Annotated in this window: 17 protein-coding genes; all 17 read right to left on the bottom strand. The window is 62.4% G+C overall.

What is annotated here, in order from left to right:
- Nucleotides 1-4: 4 nt before the first annotated feature.
- The 17 genes from purF to APH35_RS15965 all read right to left on the bottom strand — a co-directional run bounded on the left by purF (nt 5) and on the right by APH35_RS15965 (nt 21,425).
- Nucleotides 5-1,510 (bottom strand): amidophosphoribosyltransferase, encoded by a 1,506-nt coding sequence (gene purF / locus APH35_RS16045; RefSeq protein WP_012271206.1) that lies wholly within the window; start codon nt 1,508-1,510, stop codon nt 5-7.
- A gap of 42 nt (nt 1,511-1,552) precedes the next feature.
- Nucleotides 1,553-2,110, bottom strand: a complete 558-nt coding sequence (locus APH35_RS16040; protein WP_012271205.1) for a CvpA family protein — start codon at nt 2,108-2,110, stop codon at nt 1,553-1,555.
- Nucleotides 2,111-2,301: 191 nt separating this feature from the next.
- On the bottom strand, nt 2,302-2,952 hold the full coding sequence (locus APH35_RS16035) for an SPOR domain-containing protein (RefSeq protein ID WP_060515085.1): 651 nt from the start codon (nt 2,950-2,952) through the stop codon (nt 2,302-2,304).
- Complete coding sequence (gene folC / locus APH35_RS16030; protein ID WP_060515084.1) at nt 2,936-4,243, bottom strand: bifunctional tetrahydrofolate synthase/dihydrofolate synthase; 1,308 nt, start codon at nt 4,241-4,243, stop codon at nt 2,936-2,938. Before folC ends, APH35_RS16035 begins: the two co-directional genes overlap by 17 nt.
- Entirely contained in the window at nt 4,243-5,136 is an 894-nt protein-coding gene (gene accD / locus APH35_RS16025; protein ID WP_012271202.1) for an acetyl-CoA carboxylase, carboxyltransferase subunit beta, read from the bottom strand. Before accD ends, folC begins: the two co-directional genes overlap by 1 nt.
- A gap of 222 nt (nt 5,137-5,358) precedes the next feature.
- Nucleotides 5,359-5,979 carry a phosphoribosylanthranilate isomerase gene (locus tag APH35_RS16020; RefSeq protein ID WP_012271201.1) on the bottom strand — a complete coding sequence of 207 codons (621 nt, stop codon included), beginning with the start codon at nt 5,977-5,979 and terminating at the stop codon, nt 5,359-5,361.
- A 61-nt stretch (nt 5,980-6,040) separates the two neighbouring features.
- On the bottom strand, nt 6,041-6,901 hold the full coding sequence (gene truA / locus APH35_RS16015; protein WP_012271200.1) for a tRNA pseudouridine(38-40) synthase TruA: 861 nt from the start codon (nt 6,899-6,901) through the stop codon (nt 6,041-6,043).
- Between the two features lie 130 nt (nt 6,902-7,031).
- Nucleotides 7,032-9,770 carry a FimV/HubP family polar landmark protein gene (locus tag APH35_RS16010; RefSeq protein ID WP_012271199.1) on the bottom strand — a complete coding sequence of 913 codons (2,739 nt, stop codon included), beginning with the start codon at nt 9,768-9,770 and terminating at the stop codon, nt 7,032-7,034.
- Between the two features lie 71 nt (nt 9,771-9,841).
- Nucleotides 9,842-10,846, bottom strand: coding sequence for an aspartate-semialdehyde dehydrogenase (locus APH35_RS16005; protein ID WP_060515083.1), 1,005 nt, complete (start codon nt 10,844-10,846; stop codon nt 9,842-9,844).
- Between the two features lie 83 nt (nt 10,847-10,929).
- The gene (locus tag APH35_RS16000; RefSeq protein ID WP_060493362.1) at nt 10,930-12,402 is read right to left on the bottom strand and encodes a surface lipoprotein assembly modifier; all 1,473 of its coding nucleotides are present in this window, start codon (nt 12,400-12,402) and stop codon (nt 10,930-10,932) included.
- Between the two features lie 91 nt (nt 12,403-12,493).
- A complete protein-coding gene (locus APH35_RS15995) occupies nt 12,494-13,252 on the bottom strand; it encodes a Slam-dependent surface lipoprotein (protein ID WP_041166420.1) in 759 nt (252 codons plus the stop codon).
- An 87-nt stretch (nt 13,253-13,339) separates the two neighbouring features.
- The gene (locus APH35_RS15990; protein ID WP_060515082.1) at nt 13,340-16,477 is read right to left on the bottom strand and encodes a TonB-dependent receptor domain-containing protein; all 3,138 of its coding nucleotides are present in this window, start codon (nt 16,475-16,477) and stop codon (nt 13,340-13,342) included.
- Between the two features lie 109 nt (nt 16,478-16,586).
- Nucleotides 16,587-17,585 carry a FecR family protein gene (locus APH35_RS15985; protein WP_226342915.1) on the bottom strand — a complete coding sequence of 333 codons (999 nt, stop codon included), beginning with the start codon at nt 17,583-17,585 and terminating at the stop codon, nt 16,587-16,589.
- 60 nt (nt 17,586-17,645) lie between these two features.
- Nucleotides 17,646-18,137 (bottom strand): RNA polymerase sigma factor, encoded by a 492-nt coding sequence (locus APH35_RS15980; protein WP_012271193.1) that lies wholly within the window; start codon nt 18,135-18,137, stop codon nt 17,646-17,648.
- Nucleotides 18,138-18,347: 210 nt separating this feature from the next.
- A complete protein-coding gene (asd, locus tag APH35_RS15975) occupies nt 18,348-19,460 on the bottom strand; it encodes an aspartate-semialdehyde dehydrogenase (RefSeq protein WP_012271192.1) in 1,113 nt (370 codons plus the stop codon).
- Between the two features lie 63 nt (nt 19,461-19,523).
- Entirely contained in the window at nt 19,524-20,606 is a 1,083-nt protein-coding gene (gene leuB / locus APH35_RS15970; RefSeq protein ID WP_012271191.1) for a 3-isopropylmalate dehydrogenase, read from the bottom strand.
- Between the two features lie 54 nt (nt 20,607-20,660).
- Nucleotides 20,661-21,425 carry a class I SAM-dependent methyltransferase gene (locus APH35_RS15965; protein ID WP_060515081.1) on the bottom strand — a complete coding sequence of 255 codons (765 nt, stop codon included), beginning with the start codon at nt 21,423-21,425 and terminating at the stop codon, nt 20,661-20,663.
- Between the last annotated feature and the right edge of the window lie 46 nt (nt 21,426-21,471).

Here is a 21,471-nt window from a genome sequence, read left to right as displayed (position 1 = left end):
AAAATCAGTTGTTGTAGAGGTCGATGATCGCGCTGACGGCCTGGTTCTTGACCTTGGCCAGGTCATTACGGGCCTGCTCGATACGCTCGAGGTAGGCTTCGTCGATATCGCCGGTGACGTACTCACCGTTGAACACCGCGCAATCGAAATGATCGATCTTGATCTTGCCGCCACCGACCGAGTCGATCAGGTCTGGCAGATCCTGATAGATCAGCCAATCGGCGCCGATCAACTCGGCCACCTGTTCGGTGGTACGGTTGTGGGCGATCAGTTCGTGAACACTCGGCATGTCGATGCCGTAGACGTTGGGGTAGCGTACTGCAGGGGCTGCGGAGCAGAAGTAGACATTTTTGGCGCCGGCTTCGCGGGCCATCTGGATGATCTGCTTGCAGGTGGTGCCGCGCACGATCGAGTCGTCCACCAGCATCACGTTCTTGCCACGGAATTCCAGCTCGATGGCGTTGAGCTTCTGGCGCACTGACTTTTTGCGCGCGGCCTGGCCGGGCATGATGAAGGTACGGCCGATGTAACGGTTCTTGACGAAACCTTCGCGGAACTTGACGCCCAGGCGGTTGGCCAGTTCCAGCGCAGCAGTGCGGCTGGTATCCGGGATCGGGATGACCACGTCGATATCATGCTCAGGGCGCTCGCGCATGATCTTGTCAGCCAGTTTTTCACCCATGCGCAGACGGGCCTTGTACACCGAGATACCGTCGATGATCGAGTCCGGGCGGGCCAGGTAGACGTGCTCGAAGATGCACGGCTGCAACTTCGGCGCTTCGGCGCATTGCTTGGTGAACAGCTGGCCTTCTTCGGTGATGTACACCGCTTCGCCCGGCGCCAGGTCGCGGATCAGGGTAAAGCCGAGCACGTCCAGGGCCACGCTTTCCGAGGCGATCATGTATTCCACGCCTTCATCGGTATGACGCTGGCCGAACACCACCGGGCGGATGCCGTGGGGGTCGCGGAAGCCGACGATGCCGTAGCCGGTGATCATCGCCACCACGGCGTAACCGCCGACGCAGCGGCTGTGTACATGGGAAACCGCCGCGAACACGTCTTCTTCGGTTGGCTGCAACTTGCCACGCACCGCCAACTCATGGGCGAACACGTTCAGCAGCACTTCCGAGTCGGAGTTGGTGTTGACGTGGCGCAGGTCGGACTCGTAGATCTCCTTGGCCAACTGCTCGACATTGGTCAGGTTGCCGTTGTGGGCCAGGGTGATGCCGTACGGCGAGTTGACGTAGAACGGCTGGGCCTCGGCCGAGGTCGAGCTGCCCGCCGTCGGGTAGCGCACGTGGCCGATACCGATGCTGCCCACCAGGCGCTGCATGTGGCGCTGCTGGAACACGTCGCGCACCAGGCCATTATCCTTGCGCAGGAACAACCGGCCGTCATGGCTGGTCACGATACCGGCAGCGTCCTGGCCGCGGTGCTGGAGGACCGTAAGCGCGTCATACAGCGCCTGATTGACGTTCGACTTACCGACGATACCGACGATGCCACACATGCGACGCAACCCCTACTTTGACGAAACTTGAGTGAATAGCGCTCAGGGCTTGGACGGCCCGAGCAACTGTTCCTTGAACGGAAGATCAGCGGGAGCGCTGATCAACCCACTGGGCGACCACTGACCGGTGAAACCCAGAATCAGGTTTTTCGACCAATCGGCGACCAAGAGAAATTGTGGTATCAGGCGTGATTCCTGCCACCAGGTGTCCTGTTGAACCGGCCCCAGGCTGATCAGGCCTATGGCCACCACTACCAGCAAGGCCCCGCGCGCGGCACCGAAGGCCATGCCCAGGAAACGATCGGTGCCGGACAGCCCGGTCACGCGGATCAGTTCGCCGACGAGGAAGTTGACCATGGCCCCCACCAGCAAGGTGGCGACGAAAAGAATGGCGCAGCCAGCGATGACGCGCATCGATGGCGTCTGGATATAGCTCTCAAGATACACCGAGAGCGAACCGCCGAACATCCAGGCAACCGCACCGGCAATGATCCAGATGAGCAAGGACAAGGCCTCTTTGACGAAGCCGCGCTTGAGACTGATCAGTGTGGAGACGGCGATGATCGCAATGATCGCCCAATCAACCAAGGTAAATGCCACGGTGCTGCCTGCAGACGTTTGAGGCGGCGCATTTTACCAGAGCAGAGGGCTGGGAGTAAGCGGAATGTCGGGGATTAGCGCCACCTGGGTGTGGGAGCGGCCTTGTGTCGCGAAAGGGCCGCAAAGCGGCCCCAGCAGTTCTGGCTGTACTGCAGAGATCTTAGGGGCCGCGCAGAAGCCTACGGCCTGAATTAGCTGCGTTCTGGCTGGAACCTCACCACAAAGCCCTTGAGGCTGTTCTGGCGATTGATCGCATCACGCACGCGCTCGGCTTCGGCCCGCTCGATCAACGGCCCGACATACACCCGGTTCATGCCACCCGCCGAGCGGATATAAGCGTTGTAACCCTGGCTACGCAGCGTTTGTTGAAGTTTTTCGGCACCGGCACGGTTTGACAGGCTGGCCAGCTGGATCGACCAGCTGACTGGCAGACCATTGACGTCGATCTTCGAAGGCGCTGCCGGCGCTGGGGCTGCAGCGGCCTTGGCCTCGACCTTTGGCGCTGGCGCGGGTGCTTGCGGCTTGGGCGGTTGAACCTGTGCCTGAGTCTGTGGTGACGGGGTAATGGGCTGGCTGGGCGTGCTCGCCGGCGCAGTGGCTTCATCGATCACCACCGGCGCCTGCTGAGGCGCCTCCGGGATCACCTGCGGTTGCGGCACGGCAACCGGCTCCACCTTCACTTCCGGCAGGCTGGGCATGGCCGGTGCCTGCGGGGTTTCGACGTGCACCTGGCGCATCTCGTCCTCGCGGCTGAACAGCATCGGCAGGAAGATCACCGCCAGCGCCACCAGCACCAGCGCACCGACCATGCGCTGCTTCATCCCTTTATCCAGCACTGCCATCTACTCCACCCTCCTGGGCATGCCGCTCCAGCCATTCCAGCGCCTGGGCGACACAGAAAAACGAACCGAACAGCAGGATCTGGTCATCCGCCGTCGCCTGCGCGCATTGCCCTTCAAGGGCGGCGTCGACGCTGGCATAAGACTTCACTGCGGCGCCATGGTTCGTCAAGGCCGTGGCCAGTTCCGCAGCCGGGCGGCTGCGCGGGGTGTCCAGCGGCGCCACTGCCCATTCGTCGACCAGGCCCTGCAGCGGCGCGATAACGCCGCCCAGGTCCTTGTCGGCGAGCAAGCCGAACACCGCGAAACGGCGCCCATTCAGCGGACGGGCCGCCAGGCGGCGGGCCAGGTACTGCGCCGCATGCGGGTTATGCCCGACATCCAGCAACAGCTCAACTGGCTTGCCCTGCCAGTTCAGCTGGCGGCGGTCGAGACGCCCGGTGATACGGGTATCCAGCAATGCCTGGCGAACCTGCGCCGCATCCCACGGCAGCCCCATCAACAGGTAAGCCTGCAACGCCAACGCGGCGTTTTCCATGGGCAGGTCGAGTAAAGGCAGGTCACTCAGCGCTACCTGCGCACCATTGGCCGCGGTACCACGCCAGCTCCAGCTGCCATCGGCGCTGGCCAGGTCGAAATCACGACCGCGCAGGAACAGTGGCGCGGCCAGTTCGCCAGCCTTGTCCAGCAACGGCCGTGGCGGGTCCAGGTCGCCGCACAGGGCCGGCTTGCCGGGGCGGAAGATGCCGGCCTTCTCGAAGGCCACAAGCTCGCGGGTATCGCCCAGGTAATCGACATGGTCGACGCCGATGCTGGTCACCAGGGCCAGGTCGGCGTCCACCACGTTCACGGTGTCCAGCCGGCCACCAAGGCCCACTTCCAGCACCACGGCATCCAGCTGCGACTGGTAGAACAACCAGAACGCGGCCAGCGTACCCATCTCGAAGTAGGTGAGGGAAATATCGCCCCGCGCCGCCTCAACGGCGGCGAAGGCTTCGCACAAGCGCTCATCGCTGGCTTCTTGGCCCTCGATCAGCACCCGCTCGTTGTAACGCAACAGGTGCGGCGAGCTGTACACGCCGACCTTGAGGCCCTGGGCACGCAGCAACGAAGCCACGAAGGCGCAGGTCGAACCTTTGCCGTTTGTGCCTGTTACCGTCACCACGCGTGGCGCCAGCTTGCCCAGCGCCAGCCGGGCAAGCACCTTCTGCGACCGCTCCAGGCCCATGTCGATGGCCGAGGGGTGCAACTGCTCGAGGTAGGCGAGCCATTCGCCCAGGGATCGTTGTTTCATCACGCGACGGCAGCCGCCTCACGCGCTTGCTCCGGGGTGTCCTGGCCGGTCATCTGCGCCAGCAGGCGGGCCAGACGCGGGCGCAACTCGCCACGGGAGATGATCAGGTCGATGGCACCGTGCTCCAGCAGGAACTCGCTGCGCTGGAAGCCTTCTGGCAGCTTCTCGCGGACGGTCTGCTCGATAACGCGCGGGCCGGCGAAGCCGATCAGCGCCTTTGGCTCACCGACGATGACATCGCCGAGCATTGCCAGGCTGGCAGAGACACCACCGTACACCGGGTCGGTCAGCACCGAGATGAACGGGATGCCTTCTTCGCGCAGGCGTGCCAGCACGGCCGAGGTCTTGGCCATCTGCATCAGCGAGATCAACGCCTCCTGCATGCGCGCACCGCCCGAAGCGGAGAAGCAGACCATCGGGCAGCGATGCTCCAGGGCGTAGTTGGCCGCGCGCACGAAACGTTCGCCGACGATGGCGCCCATGGACCCGCCCATGAACGAGAACTCGAAGGCGCTGACCACGATCGGCATGCCCATCAAGGTGCCACTCATGGAGATCAGCGCGTCTTTTTCACCGGTCTGTTTCTGGGCGCCGGTCAAGCGGTCCTTGTACTTCTTGCCGTCACGGAACTTCAAGCGGTCGACCGGCTCCAGGTCGGCACCCAGTTCGGCACGGCCTTCGGCGTCGAGGAAGATGTCGATGCGCGCACGTGCGCCGATGCGCATGTGGTGGTTGCACTTGGGGCAGACATCCAGGGTCTTTTCCAGCTCCGGACGATACAGCACGGCCTCGCAGGACGGGCACTTGTGCCACAGCCCCTCAGGCACCGAGCTCTTCTTCACCTCGGAACGCATGATCGAAGGGATCAGTTTGTCGACTAACCAGTTGCTCATGCTTTCTTTCTCCAGTATTGGCAGGCGGGGGTCGGTGTCGCCGGCCCTGCCCTGCCCTTGAGCTCAAAATCTTTTACAAAACGATGGTGGACCGGCCGCCGGGGCTTCCAGCGCGCCACTCCACCGCTAATGTGTTTTCTTGCCGCCATAAGCGCTGGCGGCGGCCCCGCAGGGCTGCGAAAGCTATGGACGATGGCGCGCAGCCAGCCGTCACATCTGCCATCACGCCTGCTTCACCGCTCGCATGAACGCCTCGATCTTCGCCGCGTCCTTGATGCCCTTGGCCTGTTCGACGCCGCCACTGACATCCACCGCATAAGGCCGTACCTGGGCAATTGCCTGGCCAACGTTATCGGCTGACAGCCCGCCCGCCAGAATGATCGGCTTGCTCAGGTGCGCCGGTACCAGTGACCAGTCGAACGCTTCACCGGTTCCCCCAGGCACGCCCGCCACGTAGGTATCCAGCAGAATACCGCGGGCACCTGCGTACTGCTTACAGGCCGCCTCCAGGTCGTCGCCAGGGCGCACACGCAGGGCCTTGATCCAGGGGCGGTGGTAGCCTTCGCAGTCCTGCGGGGTTTCGTCGCCGTGGAACTGTAGCAGGTCCAGCGGAACCACTTCGAGGATCTCGTTCAGCTCGCAGCGCGAGGCATTGACGAACAACCCGACCGTGGTCACGAACGGCGGCAGCTCGGTGATGATCGCCCGCGCCTGGCGCACGTCCACCGCCCTCGGGCTTTTGGCATAGAAGACGAAGCCGATGGCATCGGCACCCGCTTCGGCGGCGGCCAGCGCATCTTCGATGCGGGTAATCCCGCAGATCTTGCTGCGAACATAGCTCATGGAACGCGAACCCTGGTTATTGCGGCGAAAGGCCGGATGTTAGCAAATGGCTTTTCGCCCGTCAGTCTGCCAACGCCTCGTAACCGCTCAAAAAGTGTGGGCCGATGTAACGCTTGGGCAGCGCAAATTCCTCGGGGTACTCCACCTGCACCAGATAAAGCCCGTACGGGTGGGCGGTTACCCCACCTTCGCGGCGGTTACGCCCTTCGAGCACCTCGCGCGCCCAGGTGACTGGGCGCTCACCGGCGCCAATGGCCATCAGCACACCGGCAATGTTGCGCACCATGTGATGCAGAAAAGCGGTGGCACGCACGTCCAGCACGATCATCTGGCCATGACGGGTAACGCGCAGGTGGTAGATGTGCTTGATCGGTGACTTGGCCTGGCACTGGCTGGCGCGGAAGGCGCTGAAGTCGTGGGTGCCGAGCAGAAACTGCGCGGCCTCGGCCATGCGCTCGACGTCCAGCGGACGGTGGTTCCAGGTCACTTCCTCGGCCAGGTGCGCCGGGCGGATCGGGTCGTTGTAGATGACATAGCGGTAGCGCCGGGCGCAGGCCTTGAAGCGGGCATGGAAGTCGGCCGGCATTGGCTGCGACCAGACCACGCTGATGTCGTGCGGCAGGTTGAAGTTGGTGCCCATGGTCCAGGCGCGCTCGTCACGCACGGCACGGGTATCGAAGTGCACGATCTGCCCGCAGCCATGGACCCCGGCGTCGGTACGCCCGGCGCAAATCACTGAAATCGGCTCGTTGGCAACCTTGGACAGGGCTTGTTCCAGGGCCTGCTGGACACTCGGTACACCGCTGGCCTGGCGCTGCCAGCCGCGGTAGCGCGCGCCCTTGTATTCCACGCCCAGGGCGATACGGGAGAAGCCTTCGGCCGCGGATTCGGCGGTAGCGGTGTCGATGATGTCCAAGCGCATGAAACCTGTGGGTGTACGGAATGGCGGGGATTATAACGACAACGGCAGCCGTGTAGGGCTGCCGTTGGATATGCACTGCGTTTGAGGGCCTCTTCGCGGGCTTGCCGCGAAGAGGCCGGCGCAGTCAACCTCAGACCAGGCGAGAGAGCATGTCCTCGGCTTCCTGGCGCTGGCTGTCGTCGCCGTCCTTGACCACTTCGTCGAGGATGTCGCGCGCACCCTGGCTGTCGCCCATGTCGATATAGGCACGGGCCAGATCGAGTTTGGTAGCCACTTCGTCACTGCCGGAGAAGAAGTCGAAGTCCAGGTCGTCCAAAGGCTCGGGCTCGGGCTGCGCAACCGCGTCCTCGCGGGTGAAGTGCGGCTCCAGCGATGGCGATTCGAGGCTCTGCGACAGCTTGTCCAGCTCGGCGTTGACGTCGTCCAGCTCCGAGGCAAAGCGCTTGGCTGCGGGCGAGTCGTCTTCCAGCGACAGGGACAAGTCGAAGTCTGACGGCATATCGAACTCGGACACTGGGTCAAATGCCGGCTCGCTGTCGAAGGCGGCCAGTTCGGCGGCGACATCAACCGGTTCTTGCGCCAGCGCGTCAGGAGCAGCTGGGGCAACCGGCTCGCTGATATCGAGGTCGAAATCAGACAGGTCCACGGCAGATTGTGGCTCAGCCTGAGCCAGCATGGCCTCGAAATCAGCGTCGGCGCTGTCTTGCAGCTCGGCATCCACGGCGAACGGCTGTTCTTCTGGCTGAGCGTCTTCCAGCTCTGGCTCATCCAGCACAGGCTCGGCGATGACCAACTCGTCGGGCACAGGCGCCTGGGCCATCGGCTCATCCAGCAACGGCGCTGCCAGCGGGTCTTCCTCGGGCAGGTCTTCACCCAGGCTCAGGTCGAATGCGCTGTCCAGATCCTGCTCATCCAGGCCCGAAGCATCGAGTGTCGGCACGTCATCGAAGGCCTCCAGCTCTGCTTCAGGCTCTGCTTGCGCGACAACCTCGGGTTCGGCCTCTACTTGTGGCTCGAACTCAGGCACCTCGTCAGGCACCACATCCGCAACCACCGGGGCCTCGGGCTCGTCGTGCAGCAACTCCTGCACGTACTGTTCATCCATCTCGGCAGCCAGCGCCGCCGCACCCAGGCCGGCAGCAGCCAGGCCGAGCATGGCAGGATAACGCTCTTTCAGCCCGGCGACTTCGGCAACGTTCTGCTCGCCGGCCGACAGCTGGCGCTCCTGCTCGGCGAACGCGCTCTGGTCACCCTGGCGAGCGTACACATCCATCAGCTTCAGACGCAGGTCGTCACGCTCCGGCGCTGCGGCCACAGCGGGCTCCAGCAGGTCGGCGGCGCGATTCAGACGGCCTTCGGCCAGGCACTGATCGACTTCTGCAAGCAGTGCGGCGTGCGGGTCTGCTTGTGGTTCAAGCTCGGGCTCTGCCTCGGCAACGGGTGCCGACACTTTTTCCGCAGCGACAGCGGCGGCGGCGGAAGCTGCGACCACAGCCGGCGACAGGGTCACGCTCGGTTCCGAGACTTCGACGCCATCGAGGCTCTCGGTATCGCTGTCGAAGCCTGTGCCCTGCTCTTCTTCCAGCGCACGCGCCATGCGCAGGTGCTTTTCAGCTTCTTGCTGGGCCTTGCGCTTGCGAGCCAGCAGCAATAGCAGAAGCAGCAGCACCAGGAACGCGCTACCGGCGATCAGCCACAGCAACAGCGGGTTGCCCATGATTTCGTCGACAACACCTTGCGACTGGGCGGCAGGCGCCGGCTTGGGCGCGGTGGCGGCGGCAGGTGCCGGCTTGGCCGCTGGCGGCACGCTCGCCGCCGCAGGGGCCGAGGCCGGTGCAGCAGCCGCTGGGGCCGGCGTGGCTGCGCCTTGGGCTTCAAGGCGGGCCAACTGGTTGTTCTTCAGCTCGATAAGACGCTGCAGCTTGTCCAGCTGGCTCTGCAGGTCGCTCATGCGGCTCTTGAGTTCTTCATTGTCGCGGCGGCTGGTGTCAAGGCTTTCCTGGGCCACCGCCAGCTTGTCATTCAACGCCTTGGCCTGGCCGGCACCGGCCTGGTTGCCCGGGCTGACCAGGCGCAGGTTGTCGCCTTGGGCGATACGCGACGGCGCGGCCTCGGCAGCGCCACGGCGGGTGGCATCCAACTGGCGCGCACGCGGCCCCAGGCGGCGGCCTTCTCGCCAGGCGGCATATTGTTCGGCCACCTCGCTGTTCGCCTCGGCCTGCGCAATGTTCTGGATCTGCTGCTGGTCGGGCAGGCGCAGCACCTGGCCAACCTTCAACTGGTTGATGTTGTTGCCAATGAAGGCGTCCGGGTTCAACGCCTGGATCGCGATCATGGTCTGCTGGATAGAGCCACCCTGGGTGTTGCGCGCGGCAATTTGCCACAAGGTGTCGCGGCGCTGGGTGGTGTAACTGCTGGCACCGGTTGTAGCCGGCGTGACATTGCCCGCCGCCGGTTTGTCGCCCTGGGCCTTGGCCTGGTCGAGCAACACGCTGTAGTCACGCAGCAGGCGGCCCTGCGGCCACATCACCTGGACCAGAAACTTGACCACTGGCCCTGGCAGCGGCTGGCTGGAAGTCACCCGCAGCACGCTCTTGCCGTTGGGGTTGATCACCGGTGTGAAGGTCAGGTCTTCGAGGTAGGTCGGAAATGCCACCCCGGCCTTGCTGAACTCTTCCGGTGGCGCCAGGCTCGGCGCCACTTCGGCGGCTTTGAGGTCGCGCACGTCGAGCAATTCGATCTCGGCGTCCAACGGCTGATTCTGTGCCGACTTCAGGGTCAGCTCCCCCAGGCCCAGCGCATTCGCCATGCCAGACGACAGCGCGGATGCTGCAGCCATGGCCAGAACCAGTTTGCGAATTCGAAGCATGACCTCTTCCTTTGTATGAATCGTCCCGAAACCTGCATGCGGAGCAGGACAAAAGTGCTCGCCAGTATCTTTTACGGCATGTGTTTAATCAACAATTGCGCCACTTGCACGGCATTGAGTGCGGCGCCTTTGCGCACGTTGTCGGTGGTCAGCCAGAGGTTGAGCTGCTGGTCTTCATCAACACCGTGACGTACACGACCAACATAGACCACGTCTTGGCCCACTGCGTCACCTACCGGGGTCGGATAATCATCACGCTCCACCAGCTCAACACTTTCGGCGCTCTCCAGGGCCTGATTGACCGCTTCCAGGTCAACCGGGCGACGGCTCTGCACGGCCACACTGAAGCTATCGCCGAAAAACACCGGGACTTGAACACAGCTCACGGAAATCTTCAGTTCAGGCAGCCCCAGCAGCACGCGCAGCTCGCTGACCAGCCGGCGCTCCAGTGCCGTATGGCCCTGTTCATCGGCAGCACCGACCTGGGCCAGCAGGTTGAACGCTACCTGGCGGTCGAAGAAGCGCGGCTCCAGCGGCCGGGCGTTGAGCAGTTCGGCGGTTTGCCGGGCCAGTTCGCTGACCGCTTCACGGCCTTGCGCAGACACCGCCAGCGCGGCCATCACCTGTACCCGCTCGATGTCCAGCAGGCCCTTGAGCGGCGCCAGCGCGACCGCCAGGGCAACCGCCGCCGAGCACGGGCTGACAATACGCGCCGGCAGGGCCAGGCCCGTCAGGCGTTGCGCGTTGGCTTCAGGCACCAGGGCCAGGCCACCGTCCAGCTCACCGGACAGGTCGATGACCGTGCAGCCCGCCTGCAGCGCCTTGCCTGCAAAGCTGCGGCTGACGGCGGCGCCAGTGGCGAAGAAAGCCAGTTTTACCTGGGCGAAATCGAAGCTGTCGACCTCGCGCACCTTCAGCTTCTTGCCGGTGAACATCACGCTGCTGCCTGCCGACTCCATACTGGCCAGCAGGTGCAGGGTGGCGACCGGGAACGCCAGTTCTTCGAGCACCTGTACCAGGGTTTCACCGACGCTGCCGGTGGCGCCGACGACGGCGATATCGAATGTAGGGTTCATGATGCGGTCTGCCTCTGGCGAAACGGGAGCGGCACTTTACTCGCATTGCCCGATCGAGGCCAACGCCGTCGCTAGGCTGGCAGTCAGAACTGCTTCTCCAGCTTGAGGCTGACGCTGTTGCGCTCCCAGCTGTACAGCCAGTCGACGTTGCTGTTCACCTTGTTGTACTTGAAGGTCAGGCTGGGTACCAGATCGTGGAAGGCCAGGCCCGGTGCGCGCACGATAAAGGTATAGCCCTGCTCCTCTTCATGACGCCGGTCATCGAGCAAGGCACTGTAGGCGTCGTACTGGCGGGTGCGCCAGGAGGCGAACAGCACAGTGCTCAGGCCGATGCCGAAGTCCTTGGCAACGCCCAGGCGCAGGCCCCTCTGGAAGTAGGCTTCGGTAGCATCGCGGGTGTTGCGGTCGGTGAGGTCGAAGCCGCCGAACAGCACCCACTGCTGTGGCAGGGCTTGCCACAAAGTGGCGTACACGGAGGCTGCGCTGCCGTCATAGGTGTCCGCGGCCTGGCGGCGGTAGGCCATGTCCTTGTATTCGCCTTCCAGCTTGAGCATGCGCGTGGCCGAAAGGTTGTGCATCCATTCACCGCGCAGGCCCCAGGCTGAGTACATCGGGTCACTGCCAATGCGGTTGTATTCGAACTGTGGGCCCAGGCTGTACTGGTTGCGCCCGTCCTGATAGCTGTAGCCGGTGTTACCGATGAAAGTGTCTTCGTTGTACTTGCTCTCTTTGTCGTAAGCCTGCCCGTAGGCGAGCGCCCGGCCGAATACGCCATGGTGGCCGGACAGCGCTACGCGCTTGTTCAGTGTGGCTTCGTAGTCGATGCCTTGTGCCGACACTGCCTTGGGCATCTTGCGCTCGACCAGGTACACCCCGTCACTGGTTTCCAGGCGGTAGTGGGTGGTGCTTTCCGAGGACTGGTTGAGGTTGTCGTTCCAGGTCGGGCCGATGGCAAGCGAGCCTTGCCAGCTTTCGCGGTGGTCCAGCGCCTCGATGAAACTGTCGACGGTATTGCCCAGGCCCTGGTTGCGCGCATCGGCTGGGCCCAGGCTTTGGCTGATCTGACGGAAAGCCTCAGCCGACTCGCGGTCCTTGCGGTTTTCGAACAGCACCCGGGCCAGTTCGAGCTGGCCGGGGAGAAAGTCGCCCTGCAACGTCAACAACTGGCGGTAGTGCGCCTCGGCTTGCTCCAAGTCGCCACGCGAGCGAGCCAATGCGCCATCGGCGTAGGCCAGCAGCATTCGGTCGTGGCCTGACAGCGCGACGTAGCGGGCGCGGAATGCGGTCACAGCCGCCCATTGCTGGCGCTGCACCGAAACATAAAGGGCACGGCCCAGGTCATCAAGGTTGTTCTCTACCCGGTACGTCTGGCCATCGATGACCAGCGTCGTGCCAGCGATTTCGTCCTTGAGCAGCTCTCGCTCCTGACGGTTGGCGCGGTATTCAATGCTCTGGTTCAGGCGCAGGTTGGTGTCCTGGTCGGCCAAAGCAGTGAGGGGGAAAGAAAGCGGGAGGGACAGCAACAAGACGTAATGCAGGCGTGAAGGCTGGGGCATTGCTTGGCTCTCGGGGGGCCTTGAAATAGCTGCAATCAGGGCCGCAAGGCGGCCCTGATGCACTTAACTGACCAGCATCAAGCGGGTCGGCTTACTTCTTCACACCACCGAACGCGGTGTCGTAGTTACGGTTTTCGAACTTGGCGATACCGGCCAGGGAAGCGGCAGCGCCCGCGCCGAAGAAACTGCCCTGAGTGGTGCCCTTGGACAACTGCGCGTTGTTGGTCGGGTTGAGTGCCAGGGCCGCGCCAGAGAAGGCAGCGGTCGATTTGTCGATGTTGGCCGCCAACTGGACTTTCAGTGCACCGTTAGCCAGGTTACCGGTCAGGGTCGGGGCAGCAGCGCCGAAGCTCGCAGTCAGGTCACCCGACAACAGGTTGCCACCGGAGTAGTTGCTGATGCCCTGGACGGCATAGGAAACGTTGGTGGTCGGCAGCACGCGCCCCGTGGTATCACCGGAGTAGTAGACGACGCGGGTCGGGTCATTGTTGGTACCGTTCTGCGACCATTCGCCGAAGTAGACTTGCTGGGTGGAAACCTGCTTGAAGTCAAAGTTACCCAGGGTAGCGTGCGATGGCGGCATCATGGCTGTAGTGATAGTGGTCACACCATGGGTATCAGCCGCGACCATGCCCTTGAGGCCGCTGAACGCAACTTTCGTACCGTTGTAGAAAGCCGACACACCCACGGCAGGCGCGCCCGCTTCACCGGGATGATTGGTAGAGTTGCCTTGGGCGCCACCCACTACGATGGCGCCTGTGTAGCTCTGCCCCGAGGCGGTGTCAGCCTGCGCAACACCAGCCAGACCCAGGAGTGCAACTGCAAGTACGGAAACATTGAACGCTTTCATTTCATAATCCATTGATAAGTTAATAGTATCCAACACACAAGCACGTCCGACGTTCGGCGCCGTTCACCCGTCCATAATCAATTCACCTCAGAAGTTTGCTGTTAAACCGATTTTCAGTGTTCGGCCTGGTGCGGGCATGGCCGACCGGGTCAAAGGGTCCAAATAATAGAGATTGGTCAGGTTGGTACCGACCAACTCGACACTCACGTCGTCGGTGAGCTTGTAGTTGACATACGCGTCATAGGTCACAATGTCATCCCAGGACAATGGCGTATTCAGGTAGTAACTAACCATGGGATTACCGCTGTAGTTACTGTGAAACTTGCTGTCATGTCCCTTGTAGTAAATGACACGCCCACCCACTTCCAGGCGACGGTCAAGGAAACGTGCGCCCAACCCAAGGTTGGCGGACCATTCAGGCATTGCCATACCCACCAGGTAACCACCGATAAAGCCGTCATCCACGCAGTTCGGGGTAGCGCCGGTGGCGTCCAGTTGCATCGCCGAGTTTTCATCGCACACTTCATTCTTGAGCACATGCGCCACGCTCAAGTCAGTGAAAAAACCGCCATTATCGTATCGGCCTTGTAACTCAACGCCTGCGGTAGTTTGTTTCTCTATATTGGAGAACACCAACTGCGGGCTACGCTCGATGACGTCATTGGTCGTGTTGTGATAATACGTTAGCTTTACATCCGCCTGCTCACTGCCCCACCAACCACTCAGGTTATGGATATAGGCGACTTCATAGTTATGCGCATGTTCAGGCTTCAAGTCCCATGGCGTCAGCGAAGCCGAGAAACCAACGGTACTTTCGAACATGCTTGGGTAACGGATCGCTTCGCTGTAACGAAGGTAAAATCGGCCGTTCTCCGACGTGTAGAATGTGGCGGACAGGTTGGGCACCCACCCCTGATCCTTGCGGTGCCGCGCAGAGGTATCGACTGCCTGATTGACCAGATTACCCTCACTGTCGACAGCATCTGCAGCACCGCTGTACAGGGCAGCGCTGCATGTCACTATTTCCTCGCCAGCGGCAGCAGCCGCGATGCACGGGTTGTTACTACGCTGATACTTTCCCTTGCCGTCATGCGCCCAGTGTTTTTTCTGGTCCACATCGAGAACGTACGGCGTACTCGCTTCAATAGATGCCTTATCAGCCTGCCGTTCGGCTTCGCTATAGCCGAACATGTCCCAGAACATTTGTGCGAATTGAAGTTTTTCATCCACAACTGCGCGCCACTCCTCCTGCGACAGCTGTTTACGCGTGGTATACCAGAGCTCTTTACCGCTTGGGACAACCTGAGTACTCACGCCCGTGTCACGCTGCTGACGCTTGAGAAAATCATCGAACGACCAGTACGAGGAGTAGCGCCCACCCGCTGTGAAGCGTGCAAAGGAGACGGGCTGCCAATCGAAGTTGAAGTTGTATTCCTGCTCTTCGCGACGCCCGGCCCTGGGAAACAGACGCGTTGCCGAGAACGTGGTCGGGTCATAGATGCTGTCGCCCGAACTTAGCTTTTCATGCTGGTAGCTCCCGCCCAACGTCAAATCCAGGCTGTCGAGCAACTTCAACTTGTTGCTGACCGTGAGCCCGGCCCGGTCATGCTTGGCATTGGCCACAGCGGTATTACGAAACTCGCGATTCTGCGCCGTGGTTTCGTTGGGAACGCCACCCGAACTGTAGGTATCGCTGACGGTCCGGGTCATCCACAGGTTCGAGTAGAAGTCGACCCAGCGGTTGTCTTCTGGGTTGAGCTTGTACTCCACGTTATAGGCCTTGCTGTCTACATGGCTCAGCGGCCACTGTGGCACGCCGTAGGTCGCGGCATCATAGGTACTCCCCGGCGTGAAAAATGAAATACGCGAGGGCAGGATCTCGCCATACAACGAGTCAGTGGCACGGTAGCCAAATTCCAGGCTCTGGCCCTCGTCGATCTTCCAGGTAGCCTTGGCCAGCCACGACTCCATCTTGCTGGAACTGTTCGGTACTTCATCGCCAGGCTTGTAGATGCGCGCCAGATTGGGCACGTAGTCCCACTTGCCATCCACCAACTCGCCACTGGCGTAGTAACTGCTCTTTTTCTTGCCCGCGTAGTGGTTGCCCTTTTCCCGGTAGGCGTAGGCGCCCATCAGGTCGAAATGCTCCTGGCGCGTACCCAGTGCCAACCGATAGGCCTTGTCGTCGCTCGACAGCAGGTCGTTGCTGCTACTGGTGCGCGGGTGCTTGTACAGCGACGGGTCGTAGTACGAATTGATCGGAATGTACTGGTAATCCGCACCGGGCATCTGCCCGGTCATCAGTGTGGGCAGCTTCGGGGATACCGAATTGTTACTGCCCTCGATCTTGAACTCGCCGCCGAATGCTTCGCCCTCCTTGAGGATGTCATCGACGCTCAGGGTATTGGCCACCACCGCGCCGCCGACACCGCTGTAGACATTGCGTTCCAGGTTCGGCCCCTTGATTACCTTGATCGAACCGATCAGGTTGGGGTCGATGTAGTTGCGGTTGTTGGCCCCCATGTAGCCGCGGTACACGGTCAGCGCCTGCTCGGTGCCGTCGATGGTCAGCGGCACCCGCCCAGGGCCCTGGATGCCACGTACGTTCGGGTCCAGCGCACCGCTGTTGCGGGCGTCGCCGCTGTAGACGTTGAGCATGCCCTTGAACACGTCGGCGGGGGCGGCGCCCTTGTAGCGCTCGATCTGCTCCTTGCCGGCGTAGACGGTGGAAATGTCCTGGTCGTAGATGTCGCTGTAGCCCTTCTCGTCCCGCGAGCGGCCGTCACGCTGGCCGTACACGTAGGTCGGGTGAAGGTCATCGGTGCCAGCGCTGGTGGCCGATTGCAGGTGGATCACCGGGCGGTCGGGCCCGCCACTCAGGCTGAAGCTGATCGGCAAACCACTCAGCAATTGCTTGAGCGCACCTTCCAGAGAGAAACGGCCCTGTACCGGGTTGGCGTACAGGCCATTGAAGGCCTCGCCGGTCAGGTAAAGCTCGGCGCCCGCCTGGCGTGCCAGCTGCAACATGGCATCTTCAAGTGCCCCGCCCTTCACATCGAATTGATGGTACTGGCCGGCCTGGCTGCGTGCGTCGCCAGCCGGGTCGGTGGCGGCCATGGCAGGCAGTACCGGCGTGGCGCCGCAGCAGGCCAACAGTGCCAGCTGAATCCCCAGGCTCAGCGTTCCACGTTGGGGGGCAAGACGCCCTGAAGCTCCCTTTGACATCGTTTCCAAGCACCCTAGCTAAAGACAAATAAGAGTTATTTGCATTCAGTAACGTGCGAAGCTGGAAAACACAGTAGAGCGATATGATCTATTAAATGGTTTTTTTAGATCAGTAAATCAGCATTAGACCTGGAAGCTCCAGCACCCGGGCATGTGCCTGCCTGGCCAACTGCCTCAGGGAGTCATCGACGTGGTCGACCCGTGCCACGGCATTCACCGGCAGGCGCCGCAGCGCATCGCCGCGCACCAGCGTCAACCCTGCGCGATAACGGCCTAACTGCTCGACTGCCTGGGCCAGGGTCTGCTGGCGCAGCACCACCCTGCCCTCCTGCCAGCTGGCCAGTTCCTCCGGGGATTGCTCCAGTGGCTTGAGCCCGGCATGTGGGCCGAAATACAGACTGTCGCCTTGCTGCAGCACGGCAGATGCCGAAGCATCGTCCAGGCCATGGGAAACCAGGTTGATTTCAACGCTGTGCTGCAGCACGCCCACCCAGCCAGAGCGGTCATCCTTGTCGACCGCGACCAGATAACGAGTGCCACGAGCGGTGATGGTTGCCCCTGGCGTGCTGACAGTGAAAGGTCGTGGCTCCGCTTCGCCAACGGGTGAAGGGCTGAAGACTGCCTCGCCGTGCTTGAGGCGCACCATACGTCGCTGGCCGTCATACGCGATGCTGAGAATACTGCGGCTGCCCAGCACAAGCTGGCTACCATCGCCCAATGTGACATGGCGCACTTCGCCATAGCCGGTCTGGTAGTCGGCGCCCAGGCCCTGCACCCAGAATGGCGGCGCCAGCCACAACCAACAGGCCATCGCGAATCCGCTGAGTACGCCACCACTGGCCCATGGCCGTTGCCATATAGCCTGTAGCCAGCCCTGCGGCCCGGCGGCGCGAGCTGGACGCGGTGGCCGCACATACCCCTGACGCAGCGCCGCACTGGCTTGCCAGGCGCGGTCGAGGCGCTGGGCGACGGCAGCATGCCGGGGGTCGGCTTCCAGCCAACGCCGATAGGCCGCTTGCTCGGCGGGACCGAGGCGACCTTGACGGTGTTTCATGACCCAATCGGCGGCCTTGCGCTCGATCGGGTCAACAGGTTCTGAGGGGTTCACGGTGCGGTGTTTGCTGCCTGTTGGTGTTTTTCTGGTAGCCCGGCCAGGTCAGCGCCTGGTCTAGTGATCAGGCTCAAGCCCTCGGCCGATCCTGGCCAGGGCACTGGCCAGGTGTTTTTGTACGGAACTTGTGGAAATTCGTAAATACTCGGCAGCCTCTTTGTGCGTCATGCCCTCCACCCGGCACAGCAGGAACACGTTGCGGGTGCGCTCGGGCAGCAACTCCAGGGTTGCGTGCAGGCGCTCAAGCTCTAATGCGCCCAGGGCCTGGTCCTCTGGCGAACTGGCTTCATCGATCAGGCCGTCGAAGATACTGGCCGGCTCGGCCTCGTAGCGCTTGCTGCCATAGCGCCGATGATGGTCGATCATCAGGTTGTGGGCAACGCGGAACAGGTAGGCCGGGGTCGCGAGCAGCCGCTCTACTCCATCCATCTGTGCCAGGCGCAGGAACGTTTCCTGGACGATGTCCGCTGCCAGGCTGGGCGTGCAGTTCTTGCGCAGCAGGTAGCGGTGCAAGGCGGTGGCATGTTCGTTGAAGAGTTGTTCCAGCACGTCAGCACTTTCCTATGCTCAGGCAAACTGGGGAGGCCGATTATAATGAGAATATTTCTCGTTAAGCCAGGCATTTTGCCACTCCAGGACGCCGCTGTTACAAAACAAAAAAAGCCTGGCAGAAGGCGATTTTTGTAGGAGCCGCGCCGCATGCTGGTAATAAAAAACCCGCGCTGTCACCAGCGCGGGTTTTTAGTCAAAGCAGAGCGATCAACGCTCCAGCAGAATCCGCAGCATGCGGCGCAGCGGTTCGGCGGCGCCCCACAGCAGCTGGTCACCCACGGTGAACGCGCCCAGGTACTGCGAACCCATGTTCAGCTTGCGCAGGCGGCCAACCGGGATGTTCAGGGTGCCGGTGACCTTGGTTGGGGTCAGTTCCTGCATGCTGATTTCACGCTGGTTAGGCACCAGCTTCACCCATGGGTTGTGCTGGCTGATCATGCCTTCGATGTCGGCGATCGGCACGTCTTTGTTCAATTTGATGGTCAGCGCCTGGCTGTGGCAACGCATGGCGCCGATTCGCACGCAGATGCCATCGACCGGGATCGGGCTCTTGAAACGACCGAGAATTTTGTTGGTCTCGGCCTGTGCCTTCCACTCTTCGCGGCTCTGGCCGTTCGGTAGTTCCTTGTCGATCCACGGGATCAGGCTGCCAGCCAGCGGCACGCCGAAGTTTTCGGTCGGGAACGCTTCGCTGCGCATGGCCTCGGCAACCTTGCGGTCGATGTCGAGGATGGCGCTGGCCGGGTTGGCCAGGTCTTCGGCAACGGCGGCATGGGTGGCGCCCATCTGCTTGATCAGCTCGCGCATGTTCTGCGCGCCGGCACCCGAGGCCGCCTGGTAGGTCATGGCGCTCATCCACTCGACCAGCCCGGCTTCGAACAGGCCGCCCAGGCCCATCAGCATCAGGCTGACGGTGCAGTTGCCGCCGATGTAGTTCTTGGTACCGGCGTCCAGCTGCTGGTCGATGACCTTGCGGTTGACCGGGTCGAGGACGATCACGGCGTCATCCTGCATACGCAGGGACGAAGCGGCGTCGATCCAGTACCCCTGCCAGCCGGCTTCACGCAGCTTGGGGAAGACCTCGTTGGTGTAGTCGCCGCCCTGGCAGGTCAGGATCACGTCGAGGGTCTTGAGTTCTTCAATCGAATAAGCGTCCTTCAGTGGCGCTGTATCCTTGCCCACGTTCGGGCCCTGGCCGCCAACATTGGAGGTAGTGAAGAACACCGGCTCGATAAGGTCGAAGTCCTGCTCCTCCAGCATCCGCTGCATGAGCACGGAACCGACCATACCGCGCCAACCGATCAGACCTACACGTTTCATCGCAACTACACCTTTGCTAAAAGTGGGCCGCCACCGGGAATTTTGGGTGGCGGGCCAGAGAGATTACAGATTCCGCAGCGCTGCGACTACTGCGTCGCCCATTTCCTGCGTACCAACTTTGCGGCAGCCTTCGGAGAAGATGTCGCCGGTGCGCAGGCCCTGGTCCAGAACCAGGCTCACGGCCTTCTCGATCGCCTCGGCGGCAGCCGACTGATTGAAGCTGTAACGCAGCATCATCGACACCGACAGGATGGTCGCCAGTGGGTTGGCGATGCCAAGGCCTGCGATGTCCGGCGCCGAGCCGTGGCACGGCTCGTACATGCCCTTGTTGTCGGCATCCAACGACGCCGAAGGCAGCATGCCGATGGAACCGGTCAGCATGGAAGCTTCATCCGACAGAATGTCACCGAACATGTTGTCGGTCACCATCACGTCGAACTGTTTGGGGGCACGAACGAGCTGCATGGCCGCGTTGTCGACGTACATGTGGCTCAGTTCCACATCCGGGTAGTCCTTGGCCACGTCTTCGACCACTTCACGCCACAGCTGGCTGGAGGCCAGGACGTTGGCCTTGTCCACCGAGCACAGCTTCTTGCCGCGCACGCGGGCCATGTCGAAGCCGACACGGGCAATGCGGCGCACTTCGCTCTCGCTGTAAGGCAGGGTGTCGTAGGCCTGGCGCTCGCCGCCTTCCAGCTCGCGCTGGCCACGCGGGGCACCGAAGTAGATACCACCGGTCAGCTCACGAACGATGAGGATGTCCAGGCCCGAAACGATTTCCGGCTTCAGCGACGAGGCATCGGCCAGTTGCGGGTAGAGGATGGCCGGGCGCAGGTTGGCGAACAGGCCCAGTTGCGAACGGATTTTCAGCAGGCCGCGCTCCGGGCGAATGTCTCGCTCGATCTTGTCCCACTTCGGGCCACCCACGGCGCCCAGCAGCACGGCATCGGCCTGGCGCGCACGCTCCAGGGTTTCGTCGGCCAGTGGCACGCCGTGCTTGTCGATGGCGGCACCGCCGATCACGTCGTGCGCCAGGCTGAAACCGAGCTGGAACTTGTCGTTGGCCAGCTCCAGCACCTTGACCGCTTCGGCCATGATTTCCGGGCCGATACCGTCACCTGGGAGAATCAGAATCTGCTTGCTCATGCTTTCCTCTATCCATTCACGCGGTGCGGCCAAACGGGCCCCACCGAAAAGTGCTTAACGCTCGGCCCACAGCACCAGCACATCGGTGCTGAACGAGCCATCGGCCTCGATTTGGTAATACTGCCGTACTTCTTCGCCCATGGCTTGCTGCAATTGGCGGATGGCCACTCGCATCGGTTCTGGGGTGCGCATGCGCTCTACCCAGGTGTTCCACTCCAGGCGCAGCGGTTGACGGGTGTGGCTGCGCACATGCAGGCCGGCTTCGCTGACCTGGCGCTGCCATTCGGCGGCGGAGTAGTCGCGCACATGGCTGGTGTCGCGCAACACTTCGACCGTTTGCAGGTAGGTGTCGAGCAACGGGCTGCCCGGCGACATCACGTCGATGAACGCCGCCACGCCACCCGGCTTGAGCACCCGGCGCACTTCGCGCAGGGCCAGGCCCAGGTCGCTCCAGTGATGGGCCGAGTAGCGGCTGAAGACGAAGTCGAACGAGGCATCGGCGAACGGCAGGCGTTCGGCGGCGCCGCGCTCGGTGGTGATATTGGCCAGGCCGCGCTCGGCAGCGGCGCTGGCGACCACGTCGAGCATGGATTGCGAGAGGTCGTAGGCGACCACCTCGGCGACCAGCGGGGCGACGTGGAAGCTGACATGACCGGCACCGCAGCCCAGGTCCAGCACGCGAGCATGGGCCTGCCCTGCCAGCTCGGCTTGCAGCAGGGCAAACTCACTGCCCTGGGCGTGCACGGCGCTGCTGAGGTAGGCGTTGGCCTGTTCGCCGAACTGGCGTTGGACCACGTCGGTGTGGGTGGTGCTGGTCATGGGAGCATTCCTTTCGATTGTCATCACCAGTGCCGGCCTCATCGCG

The sequence above is a fragment of the Pseudomonas sp. NBRC 111132 genome, from assembly GCF_001320565.1.
GTDB lineage: Bacteria > Pseudomonadota > Gammaproteobacteria > Pseudomonadales > Pseudomonadaceae > Aquipseudomonas > Aquipseudomonas putida_P.
Note: the sequence above shows the minus strand (reverse complement) of the source record. Positions and strands in the feature narration are given on the sequence as shown.